This is a genomic window from Pedobacter hiemivivus, from assembly GCF_005144565.1.
In the GTDB taxonomy this organism is placed as follows: Bacteria; Bacteroidota; Bacteroidia; order Sphingobacteriales; family Sphingobacteriaceae; genus Pedobacter; species Pedobacter hiemivivus.
In genome coordinates, this window is record NZ_SWDX01000010.1 from 162,858 (window position 1) to 181,241 (window position 18,384).

The window sequence follows — 18,384 nt, forward strand, 5'->3', positions numbered from 1 at the left end:
GATGGAAAGAAGGAAATTTATAAAAGATTTGGCAGCCTTTGCTGCGATTCCTATTGCTGCACCGCTTATGGGGGCTATCAGTAGTGGTACAATTAAACCTAATGCCAAAATCTTACTGCGTTCGTCCTGGCAAACAGTAAATATCGGCGATATTGGTCACACTTTTGGAATTATGGAGTTGCTTAACACTTACCTGCCCGGGGCGGAGGTAACACTATGGCCAAATAATCTGGAGAATGGTGTTGATGAGCTACTAAAGAAGAGTTTTAGTCAGTTAAAACTTGCTCCCGGAAAAATTGACGCCACTGGCAAACCAACTACCTCGGAACTCAAGGAGGCATTTGAAACATGCGATATTATGGTGCATGGCTCTGGGCCCTGGATCGTAGTCCCTAACGATCTAGCTGCATGGCATAAACAAACAGGTAAGCCTTTTGGTATGTACGGTATTTCGTTGGTTGATGGTGATGCAGCATCTTTGGACTTGATCAACAAAGCTTCATTTATATATTGCAGAGATACTGCTTCATTGGATTATTTAAAATCTTTAAAGTCAAAATGCCCGGTAACTGAGTTTGCTCCGGATGCAACGTTTGCCATTAACCTTAGAAATGATCAGCTTGCAACGGATTATCTGAATAGGGTAGGTTTGAAAAAAGGAGAATTTATCTGTGTGATACCTCGCCTTCGGTATACGCCATACTGGAAAATGAAGGGGGTACAGCCCACAGAGGAGGAGTCAAAGAAATACATGATTTCCCAGTATTATAATGAAACAGACCATGCAAAACTTCGTGAGGTGATCATCAGATGGGTAAGGGAAACCGGCTTAAAGGTATTGGCCTGCCCCGAAGTTATTTATCAGGTTGAGCTAGCCAAAGAAATATTGGTAGATCCACTTCCCGAAGATGTGAAAAAACAGGTAGTGTGGCGGGATACCTATTGGATTCCGGATGAGGCTCAATCGGTCTATGCTCAGGCAAGGGCGCTGATTAGTTTCGAAATGCACTCACCGATCATTGCCTTTTCATCAAATGTCCCTGCTATTCATCTCAGACAGCCAACAGATACTCGAAAGGGACAGATGTGGGCAGATATTGGTTTGTCAGAATGGCTTTTTGAAATTGATTTTACCAGCGGTAATCAGATCGGGGATGCGCTGATGGAAATTCATGGAGATTATCCCAAAGCGCTGAAGAAATTGGCAAAGGCAAAGGAATTTGTAATCAAAAGGCAAAAAGACTCGATGCATAAAATTATAGATTCTATTTGAGGAACTAAATCATTTTTGCTAGGTTAGGCGTAACAGCTGGGGTGATTCTGTGTGTTGCCGGGACAAAGAAATATGCCAATTAGATACCGTATTCCTTACGGCTCCCCTACGGCTAAAGTCGTAAAGAACCCGTAGAGAACCTGTATAGAATAGGTGGGGTATATGATATCAAAACCTAGTAAAATATTAAACATTTCTCGGGTTTAAGTGTAGTCTTCATAATCCTGTCATGATGATTGATTACGCTTTCTAATACCTGCAATAGTATGCTGGTTTTTGGATTTGACATGAGTTTAAAAGGAGAAAAATTGAAGATAGCTTACATGCTGTGTTATCATTGTTTAGAAAACCGTCTTTATTTCAATAAAGACGGTTTTCTAATTTACTAATAATGAATCTATATTTGATGAAGAAAAGTTGAAAAAGTAGCATGCAAGAATTTAATAGAAAAACAGAAACTGGAGCCGTAGCATATTTTCGCCATTGTATAAAAAATGGAGATGCAATAGGAGCATTAAGTTGCTTTCATACTCAGGCGGTTTATATAGATAGAGAGGGGAAGGAGCTAAGGGGACTTGATCAGATTCAGTCGGCGATGAATAACATATGCGCATTAAAATTAGATATTAAAGGCGGAACTCCGCATGTAACTGTGGTTGATGATCTGGTTATGTGGCTTGATCAATGGGAAATGACTGGAAATACACCAGATGGACATCCGATTAAAATGACAGGCCATACTTCTTGTGTAATGAAAAGAAATGAGGAGGGGAATTGGTTGTGGATAGTTGACAATCCTTTTGGATCTGCTGTGTTAATTAATAACGGGTAAAATGAATAATAATAGAGTATATAAAATGTCTTTTGCAGGCGTTTACCCACATTACATCCAAAAAGCGGAGAAAAAAGGCCGCACAAAAGAGGAAGTAGATGAAATCATATTTTGGCTGACTGGATATGATAGACAAACATTTCAACTACATCTCGATAACAAGACTGATTTTGAAACTTTTTTTGTTCAGGCGCCACAAATAAATCCAAACGTTTCAAAAATTACCGGTGTAATCTGCGGTTACCGTGTGGAAGAAATCGAAGATGAACTTATGCAAAAGATACGTTATTTGGATAAATTGATTGATGAATTGGCAAAAGGAAAAGCAATGGATAAGATTCTAAGGAAGTAAACTATGTTTTAGAAAGCAAAAGTATATCTGTTACTTCTAAAACCTGTTTCGAATATCCATCAATAGTCACATTTATCATTGCTTTTCCCACCTGTTCCAGGGTGAGAAAATAACTGGGACTAAAAACTCTAAATAACGGAAACAGGACATTGATCACTTTATAGATCCCTTTCATGTTTTTAGCACCTTTTGTTGGTTTCATAAAAGCAGGGCGAAAATTATAAACAGCTTTAAACGGAAGTTTCATCAGGTCATTTTCTGTTTTTCCCTTTACTCTGGCCCACATTTGTTTTCCTTTTTCGGTACTGTCGGTGCTGGCTCCGGAAACATAACAGAATGTCATTTGCGGATTGACTGCTGATAAAATTTTTGCAAAATCTAAAGTCAGGTTGTAGGTTACTTTGGTGTAAGCCTCTTCGTTCATCCCTAGAGAAGAAACCCCCAGGCAAAAATAACAGGCATCATAGTTTTTTACGCTATCCACAATGGGGCCTATATCATTGAAGTTACTGTGTATGATTTCTTCAATTTTAGAATGTGCGTATCCACTTGGCTTGCGGTTGATCAACAAGATTTTTTCTACTTTTGGGTTGGCTATACATTCTTGTAGTACACCTTCACCTACCATTCCGGTAGCTCCAGTTATGATGACTTTTAATTTCATTGCGTTTTTTTGGATTGAAACTACACGTATAATAAGCTAAATCTCATATATCGAAAATAACCATTTTTATCTATCTTATTGATGATGTTTTTGTATGATCATTTCGACTGCTGTTTAAAGAAATCGATGATCACCTGGTTGGCAGCAGGAGGATAAGCATGTCCTCCGGGATGACTATAGATCACTACAGAGCTGCCGATACTGGATTTATATAAGATGGCATTAGCTGCAAAAGGTACGCCTGTATCACTGCAATCATTTAATCTTAACAAGAACTGGCAAGTAGCTTTCTGCCATTGGGTTTTTACGAGCTCATCTTTTTCACCATAAAGATGTAATACAGGTTTTGGTTTGAGTTGTTTCATTACTTTTGCCGCAACAGCGGCAGTTGGTGCCACAGCCGCGAATACTGGCCCTCTGGCAGCCCAGAGTAGATAGGTAAAACCCCCACCATTAGAATGCCCAGTGACATAAATCCTATTTGCGTCAATGTGGTAGTTCTTTTGTAAAGACGCGAGCATAGCATCAAAGAATTTCAAGTCGCGGTCGCCATATGCTCCAATACCCTTTTGCCAGCCAGGCAATTTTCCTTCTGGGTCGGTTAACTGCCCAACTGTATTCAATCCTTGCGGACATATAAAGATGGCTTCTGGCCACAACTGGTCAAATCTCCGTGTTTTGTACATATTTTCCATGGTGCCACCATGACCATGAAAAGTGAAAATAATGGGCGTTTTGTTAGTTTTAGCGCCATTAGGGATATACACCAATGCTTTCCTTATGGTGTCGCCGATCTTCCATTCCATGACCTGTGGATTGGGATTCTCTATTTTTACACTTTGGCCATATGAAGGCATCGAAGGAACTAGCAAAACAGCCAGAATAAAGGTGCAGAACAGGTGGAATCTTAAAATCATTGTTATTCTGTGTTTCATAAAACTCAAAGTGATTATAACTCCATAGAGTAGAATAAAATCAAATGGTTTAATTGGTCTTTCTGGAAAACAACAACTTAAACAATTGCCAATATTGAGGTGTTATAAATACATTAAATGCGATTGTGGAACGTAAGCCTCATTAACCTATGATTATATTATGGAAGTATCTTCGTCCTCATCGCATGCTAATTGTCATATCGCTTTTACTTGCGGCCTCGGCACAACTACTCAGCCTGCTCGATCCGATTATATTTGGTCTTATCATTGATAAATATGCAACGAATAAGGATCGACTTCCCGAAAATGAACTGATACGTGGTATTCTGTATTGGCTATTATTGGCCTTAGGAATTGCCATACTGGCCAGGCTTTGCAAGGCCGCGCAGGATTATGTGACCCGCAAAGCTGTAGCACGTTTTGGTATGCATATCTTCAACGATGGGTTGAAACAAACGCTTCGGCTATCTTTTCAGGAATTTGAGGACAGCAGGAGTGGTACAACCTTATCAGTACTGCAAAAGGTAAAAACAGATACTGAGCGTTTTTCCAATGCATTTATCAATGTGCTGTTTTCTTCATTGGTTGGAGTTGGCTTTCTGATTTGGTACAGTATCAGCAAGAACTGGCTGTTGGTGCCCGTGTTCTTTGTCGGAGTGCTATTATTGGGCTCGCTTACCGGATTACTCTCTAAAAGAATAAAATATATACAGCGCTCTATTAACAGACAGACGGATAGCCAGGCGGGGGTGATTACCGAAAGTCTACGCAACATAGAATTAGTCAAAAGCCTTGGCTTAACCTTTTCGGAGATCAGGAGGTTAAACGAGCAGACTCTGAAAATATTTAACCTCGAGATGCTTAAGGCAAGAAAAGTAAGCGTGCTTTCTTTTTTACAGGGAAATTTGCTCAGCATACTGAAGCAATCCATACTATTTATCCTCTTGTGGCTGATTTTTAGAAAGGTACTTTCTACGGGTGAATTGATCGCGATGCAGTTTATTTCAACCGCAATATTTACACCTTTGCAGGATCTTGGAAACATGATCATTCTTTATCGGGAAGCCGATGCGTCTTTGAATACTTTTGATAGATTGATGAAACGCCCTTTGGAGCAACGCCCAGATAATTCGGTTGAAGTAGGCAATTTGCAAAGCCTGGAGTTCAATGATGTTGTATTTAAACATAAAACAGCCGGATATAATGCGATAGACGATTTATCGTTTAGCATAAAGTCCGGACAAACCATAGCCTTTGTCGGGCCTTCGGGCTCAGGAAAGTCGACGCTGGTTAAACTTCTTGTCGGCTTGTACAGGCCGGTTATGGGGGAGATCTGTTACAATGGGATTTCCTCAACACGGGTTAGCTACAATCCACTGAGAAGGCAGATTGGATTTGTAACACAGGAAACTCAGCTGTATGCAGGTACCATTAAGGATAACCTGCGCTTTGTTAAACCTACCGCCACGGATGAGGAGATCAACCTTGCGCTTAGTAAAGCATCGGCTTCCGGTTTAATTGCAAAAGCTTCTAACGGAATTTATACTGTACTTGGTGAAAATGGTATGAAACTTTCAGGCGGTGAAAAGCAACGTTTGTCAATTGCCAGGGCCTTATTAAGAGAACCCCGTTTGCTGATTTTCGATGAGGCCACTTCCGCATTGGATTCCCTGACAGAGGAGGAGATTTCTAATACGATCAGGGAAATATCTGACAGCCGCAAACAGATGACGATCCTGATCGCACACCGCTTGTCTACCGTGATGCATGCCGATGTGATTTATGTGTTGGAAAAAGGAAAGATTTCTGAATCAGGTTCACATCAGGATTTACTGGAAGAGAAGGGTTTGTATTACTCGATGTGGCGGCAGCAAATTGGCGAAAGAAGGTAGTTCTTTTTCAGCCCTATTCTGTATGCGATTTTTAGTTATATTGCTAATATCACATAACGCTAAAATGGATAGAAAGAAAAAGAAACAAGCAGCAGTTAAGTCTGCTGCAAATATCGAACATCAACGCAAGGTTTTAAAGGAAAGGTTTTTAGATCGTATTAAGAAATTAATTACACTTGTTGGTGGTGAAGACCTCTTGGGAAAGTATTCGCCCATTTATTTCGATAAACTTTACGAATGTCGTTATCCAGTGCTAAAAGCTAAAGCCGCTCCCGGTACAGATATTGCGAAGGCCAGAATAGTTCAGTTTAATAAATTGTTGCTACAATTTATGGACGGTGTTGAATTGACGCTACCGAATGGCAATAAAATCCCGATAGCGTGGTATCTTTCGGAAGGAATGACATTAAGCGATAGTATGAGCGAGCTTGAAATTAATGGTGATCCAAGCCGGAAAGAAATGAAGAAGCATTTTGCTTTCGGTTCACATGAAAGTAAGTTCCACCACGATCTGCAGGAAATATTGATTGACCTGGTAACTGAAACCTGTATATTTCTGAGTGATTACAATGACCATATTTACAGGGCAGATCTTTCAATGACACCTTATTTTGCCCCATTTAATCCCTTAAATGATATTATTATCTACACTTTTAAACCTAAAAAAGAGACGATAGATACAAGCAAAGGCATGCGGGCTGCTATACGACTGGGCTGGGTTTCTCCGGACTTCCAGTGGGAGCACTTTAATGTGAAGCCTTCCCAATTGGGATTTATGACTGCAGGTCTTGATATTCCTCTGGAATTATACATCAGTACGCATACTTTTGACAGGCTACAGAAAAGAATCAATATCACCCCTGGTATCATGCACCAAATATTGTTGCTTACCTTTTTACAGCGAGAAATAGCTCACCGATGGAACGGAAACGAGAGTCATGTCGATTTTTTAGTCTCTGGTCAGAAAGTTGGATATCTTGTTGTGAAGCTACATGGAAGTAAACTGATGATCCACACTTTCTTATTTCTAACCAACAACGATACTTTCGAAGGTGAAAAACTTGGACGTCTTTTAAGTATTGTTAAGGAGGATAAAAAATATCTGGAGATAGATACACTTCCGACTTTCAATGCATATCATATTGAGAAAAATGAACAACTAAGTAAACTGTTTAAAGATGCTGGTTGTGGCTCTTTGTTAAAATTAGGGCACCTTCAGGAATTCACCGCCAATCAGGTGGCAGATAAAGATCCTGAATCTATTTTACACTATTTAGCCGATGCTCCATATCTCAATAGAGGGTAAAAAAGTCTTACCTTACTTAAAAGTTAGATTAATCTAAAATAATTGTTAGTTATTTATGTTTTTATAGTTAGGTTTGTAAAATAACCTAACGAAATGTCAACACGATTATTTTTTACGCTTGGATCTCTCTGCAGTCTGGTTGCCTTAATGGTGGCTTGCGAGAAGGTCATGCCATCAGCGGCTCCAGAGGATGAGTTGCTTGACGGCCCCGTAGCAGAATTAAGCTACGAGCAAAGCCAGCGGTTTCTCTTGGGAGACGTGGCTTTTAATGATGAAGTTTTTACACCAGAAATGGGATTGGGGCCAATCTTTGTTGCTACCAGTTGTGGCAGTTGTCATGCTGGAGACGGTAAAGGACACCCTTTTACCACACTCACCAGATTTGGGCAGATTGATGAAACCGGTAACAAGTTCTTAGCTCAGGGTGGACCGCAATTACAAAATAGGGCAATACCTGGGCATATGCCCGAACAAATACCAGCCGGAGCGACTTTCTCTAAATTTACGCCACCTGCAAATACTGGATTAGGTTTTTTTGAACTCGTTTCTGATACAGATATTTTGGCTATGGCTGATCCAGATGACCTTGATCATGATGGCATTTCTGGAGTTCCGAACTATGGTAGCTTACCTAATTATGTAACGCCATTTAACAACGCTATTCCTAAAAATGGGAAGTACATTCATCGGTTTGGTAAAAAAGCGGCGGCCTATAATTTACTGCACCAAACCGTTAATGCATACAACCAGGATATCGGTATTGCCTCTAGCTATGATCCAGTAGATGTTTATACTCACCTAACCATCGATCCGGAAATTTCTACTCAAACCGTAAACAATGTTGTGTTTTACTTACAAACACTAAAGTCACCAATTCAACGCAATCAAGGAGATCCAGAAGTTCAAAATGGTCGGTTAATATTTGACCGTATCAATTGCTCTGGTTGTCACAAACCTACGCTCAAAACAGGCCCTTCATCTATCAAAGCCTTATCAAATGCCACTTTTCAACCCTACACGGACCTATTGCTACACGATATGGGGCCGGGGTTGGATGATGGTTACACAGAAGGTTCTGCAAAGACTTATGAATGGCGAACACCACCATTGTGGGGCTTAGGGCTCTCTGCAAATTCGCAAGGTGGAGGATATCATTTAATGCACGATGGGCGGGCGAAAAGTATTGAAGAAGCCATACAGTTACATGGAGGAGAGGCGACCTCAGCAAAGAATAAATTTGTCCAACTTTCTGCCACTGAAAAAAACAATCTACTTAAATTCTTACGCTCACTATAACCATGGAAAGAAAAGATTTTTTAAAAACATGTGGCTTTGCCTGCTTAGGCGGAATTGGAATTTCTACCCTTTTAGAAAGCTGCGGTTCGCTACAAGTATTAACAGGAGAAATAGCAGATAGTAATTTAATTGTGCCAATAACAGATTTCGAAATCAAAAAGGCAAGTAAAAAGGAGTTTAAGCGGTATGTGATCATTAACAATGACCTTTTGAAATACCCCATCTGTGTGTACCGTTTTGATGCGCAGACCTATAGTGCATTATGGATGCAATGTACGCACCAGGGTACAGAGTTACAGGTATTTGGAGATAAGCTACAATGCCCTGCTCATGGTAGTGAATTTAACAACAAAGGAATCATGCAAAATGGACCTGCGGATACCGATTTACGCACATTCCCCATAACGATTGAACAAGATCATCTCAAAATTTCGCTAAAAGCAGTATGAAGAAATTAGCTACTATATTAACTATCATTCTAATCACCAGCCTTACGGTCAAGGCTCAGATAGATCCCAAACTTTTAAAAAAGCCGGGGAGTGATACCGTAAAGCAAACATTGAATATGGATGCTGTATATGATCGTCCATTTGTAGCGGTAGGGAAATTACCGGTCTCAGTTGGAGGATATATGGAAGCCAACTGGCAATACACAGGTACAGATGGCATTTCTGATGGACAGCAGTTTCAGTTTAGAAGAATGACCTTGTTTGTGGCATCTAGTATTGGAAAACGAATTAAATTCTTGTCAGAAATTGAATTTGAACCTGCCGATAAGGAAATCGCCATAGAATTTGCTGCATTGGATCTTGAACTTCACCCATTGTTGAATTTAAGAGGTGGAATGATCATGAATCCTATAGGTGCATTTAATCAGAATCATGATGGGCCAAAGTGGGAGTTTACAGATCGGCCTATTGCCATGACACAGATGCTACCAGCAACTTGGAGCAATGCTGGATTTGGTATTTATGGCAAATACTACAATACCAATTGGATGTTTGGATATGAACTCTACGCTTCAAGTGGCTTTGACAATTCGATTATTGCCAATGTGGAAAATAGGACCTTTTTGCCTGCGGCTAAGGAAAATACGGAAAGATTTGAAGAAATGGCAAGTGGACAACCTTTGCTAACCGGAAAAATTGCGGTAAGACACAATAAAATAGGAGAAATAGGATTGTCCTATATGGGTGGGATCTATAACAAATGGCAGGATGATGGGATTGTGATCGATGATAAAAGACGATTGGATGTATTTGCGGTAGATTTTAATACTACTTTACCGCGACTCCATACTTTTATTACTGCAGAGTGGGCTTGGATTAAGGTAAATGTTCCTTCAACGTATACTCAGCAATTCGGTAATAGGCAGCAGGGCGGGTTTGCAGATATCGTTCAACCGATTTTAAAAAAGACAATATTGGGCTGGCAAAAGGCGACGGTTAGTCTTGCCTGTCGACTGGAATATGTGGATTGGAATGTTGGCAAGTTTGTAGAAACGGGTGAAAATATTGGGGATCAGTTATGGAGCATAATGCCAGGGCTTAGCTTTAGACCAAGACCGCAAACTGTATTAAGAATGAGTTATAGAATACAGCAGCAAAAAGATCTTTTAGGTAATCCACCTGCCAAAACAGCTGCTATTCAATTCGGGTTATCTACTTACTTTTAATGTTGATGATTGGAGAGCGATCTCAGACTTCGTGTATTAGACATACAAAAGCCGGATATTTACTAAAATATCCGGCTTTTGTAATAAAACAAAGGAGACTATTTCTTAGCCTCGTTTAGTAATTGAGTATGTAAACGAACATACTCAGGATTTTTCATCTCTGTAGCTAATTGCAAACCAGATGCAGCTGTTTTTGCAGCAGCTGCTTTATCGCCCGTTTTTAATTGGATACGGCCTTTTAATAATTTTATCCATGGTGCTTTACCATCAGCAGCATCTGCTGCAGTAGCCCATTCTAAAGCTTTATTTAAATCCTTATCATTTGCATAATAATACTGAGCTGCCTGGAAGTAAGGTTTTTTCTCGCCTTTCATCGCTGCATCAATACTAGCCATTACTGTAGCATCCACTTCAGTGGTCATGTCTACACTTATGCCAGTATTTTCCCACATCAATTGTAATTTAGCAGTTGTAGGGTATACATCGGTAAATTGAATAGTGAAAGTTTCAACTTTATCTTTCAATTTGTTGGCTTTAACTTTAATTCTTAAAGCATCATCAGCTTCTTTATATTCATAAGATCCCCATTGTTTCGCGCCTTTGTTGAATATAACTGTCCATTCATCTTTGCCTGGAATGGTAAATAAACCATATTCGCCAGCAGGTAACTCTTTACCATCAATTTTAACAGGTTCAGTAAAACTGACTGTAGTAGCCGAGTTTGCACCAGTACGCCATACCGATCCATAAGGCTCCAGATCGCCAAAAATTTTACGACCTTTTACATTGGGACGAGAATAATTAAGGGTGATTTTACCTAACCCAAAGTTCTGGGTAACAGTTTGACTTGTGCTCGGTTGAGGCATTTTTAAGCCTTGAGCTTGAAGGTCAGCCGTTAATGATACGGTTAACGCGAACAACAAAATTGCTTTAATAGTCTGTTTCATATGAATATATATTTAAAAGGTTAATTAACCAATTATAAATTTGATGCTACTAATCTACACCTATCATTGTATATTCTGTATTAAATATAAGGGCTAAGTGGAAACTTGACGAAGAAATTAGAAAATCATACTTAAATTAGCTGCTATGGTTAATACACGGAACGCTTTATCTGGCTTTATTGTTTTTTTTATTTTATTGATTGCCGCTAAGCAGGTGATTGGACAGGAAGTTGAAACTGGTGTTTCAAAAAAACTGGCTATACATAGAAAAGCAACTATAAGTGACATTCATTATGCGCTTGAATTTGATATTCCTGCTAAAAAAGCGGAAAAAATTGCTGCTATAGAGGTGCTAAGCTTTAATTTAACTGAAAACAAACAGATTTTACAGCTTGACTTCAAAGAGGACCCTGAGAAATTGAAAAAACTGGTTGTAAATGAGAAGGTCGTTCCCATTCAACACAATAAAGAACACTTGCTAATAGTCGCTAAATACCTAAAAAAAGGAGTTAATCAAGTTAAAATAGAATTTCAGGCAGGTGAATCTGCTTTGAACCGCAATGGAGATTATTTATATACTTTATTTGTTCCAGATCGAGCAAGAACTGTTTTTCCATGCTTTGATCAGCCCGATTTAAAGGCCACCTATAATTTAACTTTAAAAGTTCCGGTAAGCTGGAAAGCAATGGCAAATGCGCCATTAAAAGATTCGACGCTGTTAAATGGTCGTAAAACTTATCGTTTTGTAACATCCGATATTTTAAGTACCTATCTGTTCTCATTTGTCGCCGGAAAATTTGAACTCCAAAAAGGTAGCGTAGGACAGATGAACACGGACTTTTTGTACAGAGAAACGGATACAGCAAAAATACGGTACAGCATGCATGAGCTATTTAAGATCCATACGGATGCCCTTAAGTATTTTGAAGACTGGACAGGCATTGCATATCCTTTTCAGAAATTTGGTTTTGCCGCCATTCCCGATTTCCAATTTGGCGGAATGGAGCATGTGGGGGCGGTACAATACAAGGCTTCAACCTTGTTTTTGGATGGAACAGCTACAAAAGATCAGTTGAATTCTAGAAGTAACCTGATTGCCCACGAGACTGCACATATGTGGTTTGGTGATTTGGTAACGATGAACTGGTTTACTGATGTTTGGATGAAAGAAGTGTTCGCCAATTTTATGGCTGATAAAAGTGCGGAAGGTACTGTTGGTAAAGATGTATTTGATTTGAAATTTTTAGTGGATCATTTTCCTGCAGCTTATGGTGTGGATCGTACGACGGGGTCTAATCCGATAAGACAGGAGTTGGATAACTTAAAAGATGCAGGGACTTTGTATGGAAATATCATTTATCATAAGGCTCCTATTATGATGCAGCAGTTGGAGCGTTTGATGGGAAAAGACAAATTTAAGCAAGGGGTAAGAGAATACCTTAAGAAGTTTGCCAATAGCAATGCATCCTGGCCCGATTTGATTACCATTTTGGATAAATATGCGGATGCTGACTTACAAGCCTGGAATAAAGTGTGGGTAAATGAACCTGGAAGACCAGTGCTGGAATATACCATAGAAAAGAAAGGTGATAAAATAAACAAATTTGTAATCAAACAGGTTGCAGAGTATGGTAGGGAGAGGATTTGGCCTCAGTTTTTTGAACTGACTTTATATTACCCTGATCATACGAAGGAAGTAACGGTTAATTTAAACGCTCCACAGGTTGAATTGAAAGAAGTGGAGGGAATGGACCTGCCATTATTTGTTTTGTTCAATTCTTCTGGACAAGGTTATGGTTTATGGCCGGTAGATCGGGCAATGTTTCCTCAATTGTATACCATTGATAAACCACTAAATCGTGCTGCAGCATATATTTCGCTATATGAGAATATGCTGAATAGCAGGTCTGTGAAACCTGCAGAATTGTTAACCCTTTTTCTGGATGGGTTGAGTAAAGAAAAGGAAGAGTTGAATCTCAAATTGATGACAAATTATATAGGTACCATTTATTGGGAATTTATGACTCCCCAGGAGCGAATCAGTTTAGGCGAATTACTGGAAAAAAGAATTTGGAGTGCTCTGTTGATGCAGCTCGCACCTAATTCTAAAAAACTGTTGTTTAAAGCTTATCAAGACGTGTTTTTAAGTCAGGATGCCAGTAATAAGTTATATGATATTTGGAAAACAAAAAAAGCCCCTGAAGGCTTGAAGCTTTCTGAAGATGACTATACCGGATTAGCTTTTTCTTTGGCATTAAGAGCGGGGAACGATTCCAATATTTTGAAGGATCAACTGTTACGTATTACTGACGCGGATAGAAAGATTCGGTTTGAGTTCATCATGCCTGCGCTTTCTTCCAATCAGGCAGAAAGAGATCAGTTCTTCAAGAGCCTCGAGCAGAAAGTAAACAGACAAAAGGAATCTAATGTAGGAGCTGCACTTTATTACCTGCACCATCCTTTAAGACAGTCGACTTCTGTGAAATATCTGCAGAAAAGTTTGGAACTGCTGGAGGAGATCCAAACTACAGGTGATATCTTCTTCCCTCAAAGTTGGTTACAAGCTACATTCGGTTATTATCAAAGTGCGGAGGCCGCTACTATTGTGACTGATTTTTTAAAAAATCATTCTGATTATAACCCTAAACTAAAGGCCAAGATATTGCAATCTGCAGATAACTTGTTCAGGGCACAAAAGCTTTTACAGTAGTTATAGTTAGATGGATTTGTAGGTTATTTTAATACTTTGTATGTTTTTGTTTTTGGTGATGATCATTTTTGAAGGGTAACCATCTGCATTGTATTCATAGTTAAAATCTACATTTTCCAAAGGAAATTCCTGGTTTCGATAATTGAGTAGATTGTTAATGCAGTAGCTTAGGAACCAATGTTCGAATTCAAACGCAAGCAGTTGAGTGTAGCAGATATTACTGGCAATACCGTTTTTTTGATCAAAGATATAAGTATGCACATTTGTTGATCCTAAATTATTGATTGTGTTTACTGCTGATAGGTTTCCAGATGTGGTATAGGATTGGATATGGATATTGGTCAGCTGATCTGATTTGTTGTAATAATTAATTGTGCTGACCTGTTGCAGATTATTATAGCTTAGTGTGTAGAATCCTATTGGACTGAAATTGTGTTGAAGGTCGTTATAATCGAACATCAGCATTTTGTTGATTGTTTTTTTATCCTCCTTTCTGTAATAGGTTTTATAAATTAATTTGTCGCGCTGATATTTTTCGAGTACGGATGGATATTGATCTGCATCATAAATGATGAGGGCTTTGACACCTGCTGCTTCAGAAATTTCTGTGAGTAATGTCGTGTTTTCCATATATTTTAAGTTGATAATTAACCCGGAACCTTCAAGTTTTATAGGGATAAATTTTTTAATTATGGCGGGTGGTTCGGGCGCTATGATCTCTATTTTAGTGTTTTGGTTTTTTTTACAAGCCAGTACTAACAGTAATGCAAAGAGAGCTGAAAAGTGATAATGTTTTAAATTGCTCATGGTTCAATTGATTTATGTTGATTTTATCAGAATTTTTATTGGTAAACCTCTCGATGTTTAGCGTATAAAAAAAAAATATTCATATTAAATTATTTCATTCAATAGATAAATTTTCATTGAAAAACATGCATTGGATGATTGGATAAGCAGTACTTTTACGGCACGATTTCTTTTTAGCACGTACGTTTATTAAATTATATTATGGACGATTTTTTAGCTGCCCGCCTCCAGATGGCCTTCTCCTTAGGCTTTCATATTGTATTTGCCTGTATCGGTATGGTAATGCCCTTTTTTATGTCTTTAGCCCATTTTTATTGGCTCAGGACAAAAAAAGTAGTCTACCGGGATGTGACCAAAGCCTGGAGTAAGGGAGTAGCTATATTCTTTGCCACGGGAGCAGTTTCGGGCACTGTATTGTCTTTTGAACTCGGCCTGCTTTGGCCCAAATTTATGGAGCACGCTGGACCGATATTTGGAATGCCGTTTTCTTTGGAGGGAACGGCATTTTTTATTGAAGCGATTGCATTGGGCTTTTATCTCTATGGTTGGAATAGGCTCAACCCATGGTTTCATTGGGCAACAGGAGTGGTGGTTGGTGTCAGCGGCTTACTTTCAGGGATTCTGGTGGTTGCCGCAAATGCCTGGATGAATAGTCCTGCCGGTTTTGATTATGTAAACGGGCAGTATTTAAACATAGACCCTATAAAAGCGATGTTCAACGAGGCTTGGTTTTCTCAATCCTTGCATATGTGTATAGCAGCATTTGTTTCAACAGGTTTTGCCGTTGCGGGGATTCATGCTTTAATGATCCTTAAAGGAAAAAGTGTGAAATTTCATAGTACAGCGTTTAAAATTGCTGCTGTATTTGGTACTGTAGCAGCCTGTCTGCAACCTTTAAGTGGTGATATCTCGGCCAAAGATGTGGCTAAGCGACAACCAGAAAAATTGGCGGCCATGGAAGCTCATTTTCATACCGAAAGATTTGCGCCGCTCATCATAGGTGGGATACCGGATACGGCGAATAAGAAAGTGGATTATGCGATTAGAATTCCCGGCTTGTTGAGTTTTATGGCTACAGGCGATTTTAATGGAGAAGTTAAGGGACTCGATAGTGTTCCTCAGGAAGACCAGCCACCAGTAACGGTTACCCATTATGCTTTTCAGATTATGGTCGGCTTAGGTATGGCTATGGTATTAATTGCTGTTTTATATTTCATCGCTTTGTGGAAGAAAAAGGATTGGCTACGTAGTCGTTGGTTGTTAAAATTGTTTGTCATCGCAACTCCTTTGGGTTTTATAGCCCTCGAAGCTGGCTGGACGGTTACAGAAGTAGGTCGACAGCCCTGGATCATTCGGGGCGTGATGCGAACGGCAGATGCCGTAACGCCTATGCCCGGTATCGCTTATTCCTTTTACTTATTTACAACGGTGTATATTTCTTTGGCTGTCATCGTAAGTTTATTGTTATTTAGACAGATCAGTATGGTCGACAAATTGTATGATTCCGCAAACCACTTAAAAGATGAGCAGTTATGATTTATGTAGTTATTATTTTCCTTTGGACTTCCATTTTGTTGTACATTCTGCTGGGTGGAGCTGATTTTGGTGCCGGTATTATCGAATTGTTTACTTCTAAAACCAATAAAGCCAAAACTCGTAAAACGATGTATAAGGCCATTGGGCCTATTTGGGAAGCTAATCATATGTGGCTTATTATTGCGGTAGTGATCTTATTTGTAGGGTTCCCTAAAATATACACTACGATCTCGGTTTACTTACACATTCCATTGGTGTGTATGCTGTTGGGGATCATTGCAAGGGGGACGGCTTTTGTCTTCAGGAACTATGATGCGGTGAAAGATGATATGCAAAAAGTGTATACTCCGATTTTTGTGTATTCGAGTTTAATTACCCCATTTTTTTTGGGAATTATTGCGGCTAGTTCTGTTTCAGGACAGATTGATCCCCAGGCAAATGATTTTGTGTCGGCTTATATTTTTAGCTGGTTAAACTGGTTTTCTGTAGCCGTAGGGATCTTTACGGTGAGTATTTGTGGTTTCCTGGCTATTATTTTTATCATTGGACAAACAGATAATGATGGCGACAGACAGCATTTTGTTGGGAAAGCGAAGCGCGCGATCTTTATCGTTATGTTTTGTGGAGCTTTGGTTTTTGCTGCAGCCTATGCGGAGCATATTCCGTTAGCCACATGGATTTTTGGCGATACGCCGGGCTTAATTGCAATTATTGCAGCAAGTATTTCTTTAATTATTATGTTTTATGCACTAAATAAGGATAAACCGATTCTGTTGCGATTGTTAGCAGGGTTTCAGGTGGCTATGATTTTGTTTGCTGCAACGTATACACATTTTCCTGATATCGTATTGCTAAAAAATGGTGAAAATCTTTCTCTTGTTGCCCACCAGGGGCAAGTAAAAACGATAGCCTCATTAGGGTATGCATTGCTTATTGGTAGTCTATTCATTTTACCAGCCTTGGTTTATTTAATCTATATTTTCCAGAAGCCTAAAGAGGTAATTGCTGATCATTAGCAAAAAAATAATCCTAAAGTTTGGATGCTTGTGTAACAAATTACGATAACAATTTCTAATAGAGTGGTTTTTGTGCTTAATTCGTGGTCTTTTATAAATTGATGAATTAATAATTCCATTAATATGTAATGGGACATTAAACCTAAGCCACTTTATAAAGTCTTAAATTTAATATCGCAATTAATATAATAACACCAAATATGAAAACAGGATTTATTAAAATAACATTTTGTACGATTTTGTTTGCCGGTCTAGGCTCAGTTGCTCAGGCTCAAAAGGTAAATAATCTACAAGAAGTTAGCATATTCGCTCCTCACGCGATTAAAATTGACGGTAAGAATTTCGAGTGGAAAGACTCGGATTTTTCAGGAAATAAGCGGACCAACCTTTCTTATATTATCAGTAATGATGATAAAAATCTTTATCTGATTATTAAATCTACTGAGATCGGGAACAATTCTAAAATATTGGCTGGAGGTATTACTTTTTCGGTAAACCCGGATGGCAAAAAGAAAGAGAAGGAAAGTATAACATTGACTTATCCGATTCCGACCCAATTTGGTAGAGGGCCAGGTGGCGGCGGCGGCGGCGGTGGCCGACGGGCAATGGGAATGACGATGTCCATGGGCGGTGGTGGTGGTCCACAGAGCGCAAAACAAAGAGATTCTTTTATGGTTGCCAGGCAAAAAACACAATTGGCAGCTGCTAAGGAGATCAAAATAAGAGGGTTTAAAAATACAACGGATACCTTAGTATCTATCTATAACGAATATGGTATTAAAGCATTCGCCAATATTGATAAGGATAATGCTTTCTTTTATGAAGTAGCAATCCCACTAGAAGCATTAGGTATTTCAGTAGCCGAACCAAAAGAATTCGCTTATAACATTAAGCTGAACGGCTTACAGTTGCCAGATTTTGGTGGCGGAGGCGGTGGAGGTAGCTTTGGTGGCGGCGGCGGCGGCGGTGGCGGTCGTGGAGGTTCCGGCGGCGGAGGAGGTGGCGGTGGTCACTTTGGTGGCGGAGGCCGTGGAGGCATGGACTTTCAGGCTATGTTGAGCCCGACCGATTTTTGGGGAAAGTACACACTCGCAAAGAAATAAAGCTTTAATACTGTAAAGAAACACACAAATACACCCCAAC

Annotated in this window: 16 protein-coding genes; 12 read left to right on the top strand and 4 right to left on the bottom strand. The window is 39.4% G+C overall.

All coding sequences use genetic code 11. From position 1 onward, the window contains the following. The first annotated feature begins 1 nt into the window (after position 1). The 3 genes from FBD94_RS21625 (at position 2) to FBD94_RS21635 (ending at position 2,457) form a co-directional block, all read left to right on the top strand. Positions 2-1,273: a polysaccharide pyruvyl transferase family protein gene (locus FBD94_RS21625; protein WP_136881748.1), complete on the top strand. Its 1,272-nt coding sequence runs from the start codon at positions 2-4 to the stop codon at positions 1,271-1,273. Positions 1,274-1,703: 430 nt separating this feature from the next. Further along, positions 1,704-2,105 carry a YybH family protein gene (locus FBD94_RS21630; RefSeq protein ID WP_131608757.1) on the top strand — a complete coding sequence of 134 codons (402 nt, stop codon included), beginning with the start codon at positions 1,704-1,706 and terminating at the stop codon, positions 2,103-2,105. Position 2,106: 1 nt separating this feature from the next. Further along, positions 2,107-2,457, top strand: coding sequence for a DUF2200 domain-containing protein (locus tag FBD94_RS21635; protein WP_136881749.1), 351 nt, complete (start codon positions 2,107-2,109; stop codon positions 2,455-2,457). 1 nt (position 2,458) lies between these two features. Here FBD94_RS21635 and FBD94_RS21640 read toward each other — a convergent pair whose 3' ends face one another. Together FBD94_RS21640 and FBD94_RS21645 are read right to left on the bottom strand one after the other, a co-directional pair. Next, positions 2,459-3,121, bottom strand: a complete 663-nt coding sequence (locus FBD94_RS21640) for an NAD-dependent epimerase/dehydratase family protein (RefSeq protein ID WP_131608755.1) — start codon at positions 3,119-3,121, stop codon at positions 2,459-2,461. 98 nt (positions 3,122-3,219) lie between these two features. Then, positions 3,220-4,056: an alpha/beta hydrolase family esterase gene (locus FBD94_RS21645; RefSeq protein WP_205945925.1), complete on the bottom strand. Its 837-nt coding sequence runs from the start codon at positions 4,054-4,056 to the stop codon at positions 3,220-3,222. Between the two features lie 149 nt (positions 4,057-4,205). On the opposite strand from FBD94_RS21645, the gene FBD94_RS21650 reads away from it, so the two are divergent. The 5 genes from FBD94_RS21650 (at position 4,206) to FBD94_RS21670 (ending at position 10,225) form a co-directional block, all read left to right on the top strand. Continuing rightward, complete coding sequence (locus FBD94_RS21650) at positions 4,206-5,948, top strand: ABC transporter ATP-binding protein (RefSeq protein WP_136881750.1); 1,743 nt, start codon at positions 4,206-4,208, stop codon at positions 5,946-5,948. A gap of 64 nt (positions 5,949-6,012) precedes the next feature. Continuing rightward, a complete protein-coding gene (locus FBD94_RS21655; RefSeq protein ID WP_136881751.1) occupies positions 6,013-7,254 on the top strand; it encodes a hypothetical protein in 1,242 nt (413 codons plus the stop codon). Between the two features lie 93 nt (positions 7,255-7,347). Next, positions 7,348-8,550, top strand: a complete 1,203-nt coding sequence (locus FBD94_RS21660; protein ID WP_131608751.1) for a di-heme oxidoredictase family protein — start codon at positions 7,348-7,350, stop codon at positions 8,548-8,550. Between the two features lie 2 nt (positions 8,551-8,552). Next, positions 8,553-8,999, top strand: a complete 447-nt coding sequence (locus FBD94_RS21665) for a Rieske 2Fe-2S domain-containing protein (RefSeq protein ID WP_131608750.1) — start codon at positions 8,553-8,555, stop codon at positions 8,997-8,999. Next, complete coding sequence (locus FBD94_RS21670; protein WP_131608749.1) at positions 8,996-10,225, top strand: hypothetical protein; 1,230 nt, start codon at positions 8,996-8,998, stop codon at positions 10,223-10,225. Before FBD94_RS21665 ends, FBD94_RS21670 begins: the two co-directional genes overlap by 4 nt. Positions 10,226-10,323: 98 nt before the next feature. Here the strand turns inward: FBD94_RS21670 and FBD94_RS21675 are convergent, their stop codons facing one another. Continuing rightward, entirely contained in the window at positions 10,324-11,172 is an 849-nt protein-coding gene (locus FBD94_RS21675) for a DUF2911 domain-containing protein (protein WP_136881752.1), read from the bottom strand. A gap of 145 nt (positions 11,173-11,317) precedes the next feature. On the opposite strand from FBD94_RS21675, the gene FBD94_RS21680 reads away from it, so the two are divergent. Next, positions 11,318-13,882 carry a M1 family metallopeptidase gene (locus FBD94_RS21680; RefSeq protein ID WP_136881753.1) on the top strand — a complete coding sequence of 855 codons (2,565 nt, stop codon included), beginning with the start codon at positions 11,318-11,320 and terminating at the stop codon, positions 13,880-13,882. Positions 13,883-13,888: 6 nt separating this feature from the next. On the opposite strand, the gene FBD94_RS21685 is transcribed toward FBD94_RS21680, so the two are convergent. Beyond that, a complete protein-coding gene (locus FBD94_RS21685; RefSeq protein WP_136881754.1) occupies positions 13,889-14,689 on the bottom strand; it encodes a hypothetical protein in 801 nt (266 codons plus the stop codon). 201 nt (positions 14,690-14,890) lie between these two features. Between FBD94_RS21685 and FBD94_RS21690 the strand changes: the two genes are divergently transcribed. From FBD94_RS21690 to FBD94_RS26150, 3 genes are all read left to right on the top strand, one after another. Further along, positions 14,891-16,225: a cytochrome ubiquinol oxidase subunit I gene (locus FBD94_RS21690; RefSeq protein WP_136881755.1), complete on the top strand. Its 1,335-nt coding sequence runs from the start codon at positions 14,891-14,893 to the stop codon at positions 16,223-16,225. Then, positions 16,222-17,241 carry a cytochrome d ubiquinol oxidase subunit II gene (locus tag FBD94_RS21695; RefSeq protein ID WP_136881756.1) on the top strand — a complete coding sequence of 340 codons (1,020 nt, stop codon included), beginning with the start codon at positions 16,222-16,224 and terminating at the stop codon, positions 17,239-17,241. Before FBD94_RS21690 ends, FBD94_RS21695 begins: the two co-directional genes overlap by 4 nt. A 200-nt stretch (positions 17,242-17,441) precedes the next feature. Further along, a complete protein-coding gene (locus tag FBD94_RS26150; RefSeq protein WP_205945927.1) occupies positions 17,442-18,344 on the top strand; it encodes a hypothetical protein in 903 nt (300 codons plus the stop codon). Positions 18,345-18,384 lie beyond the last annotated feature (40 nt).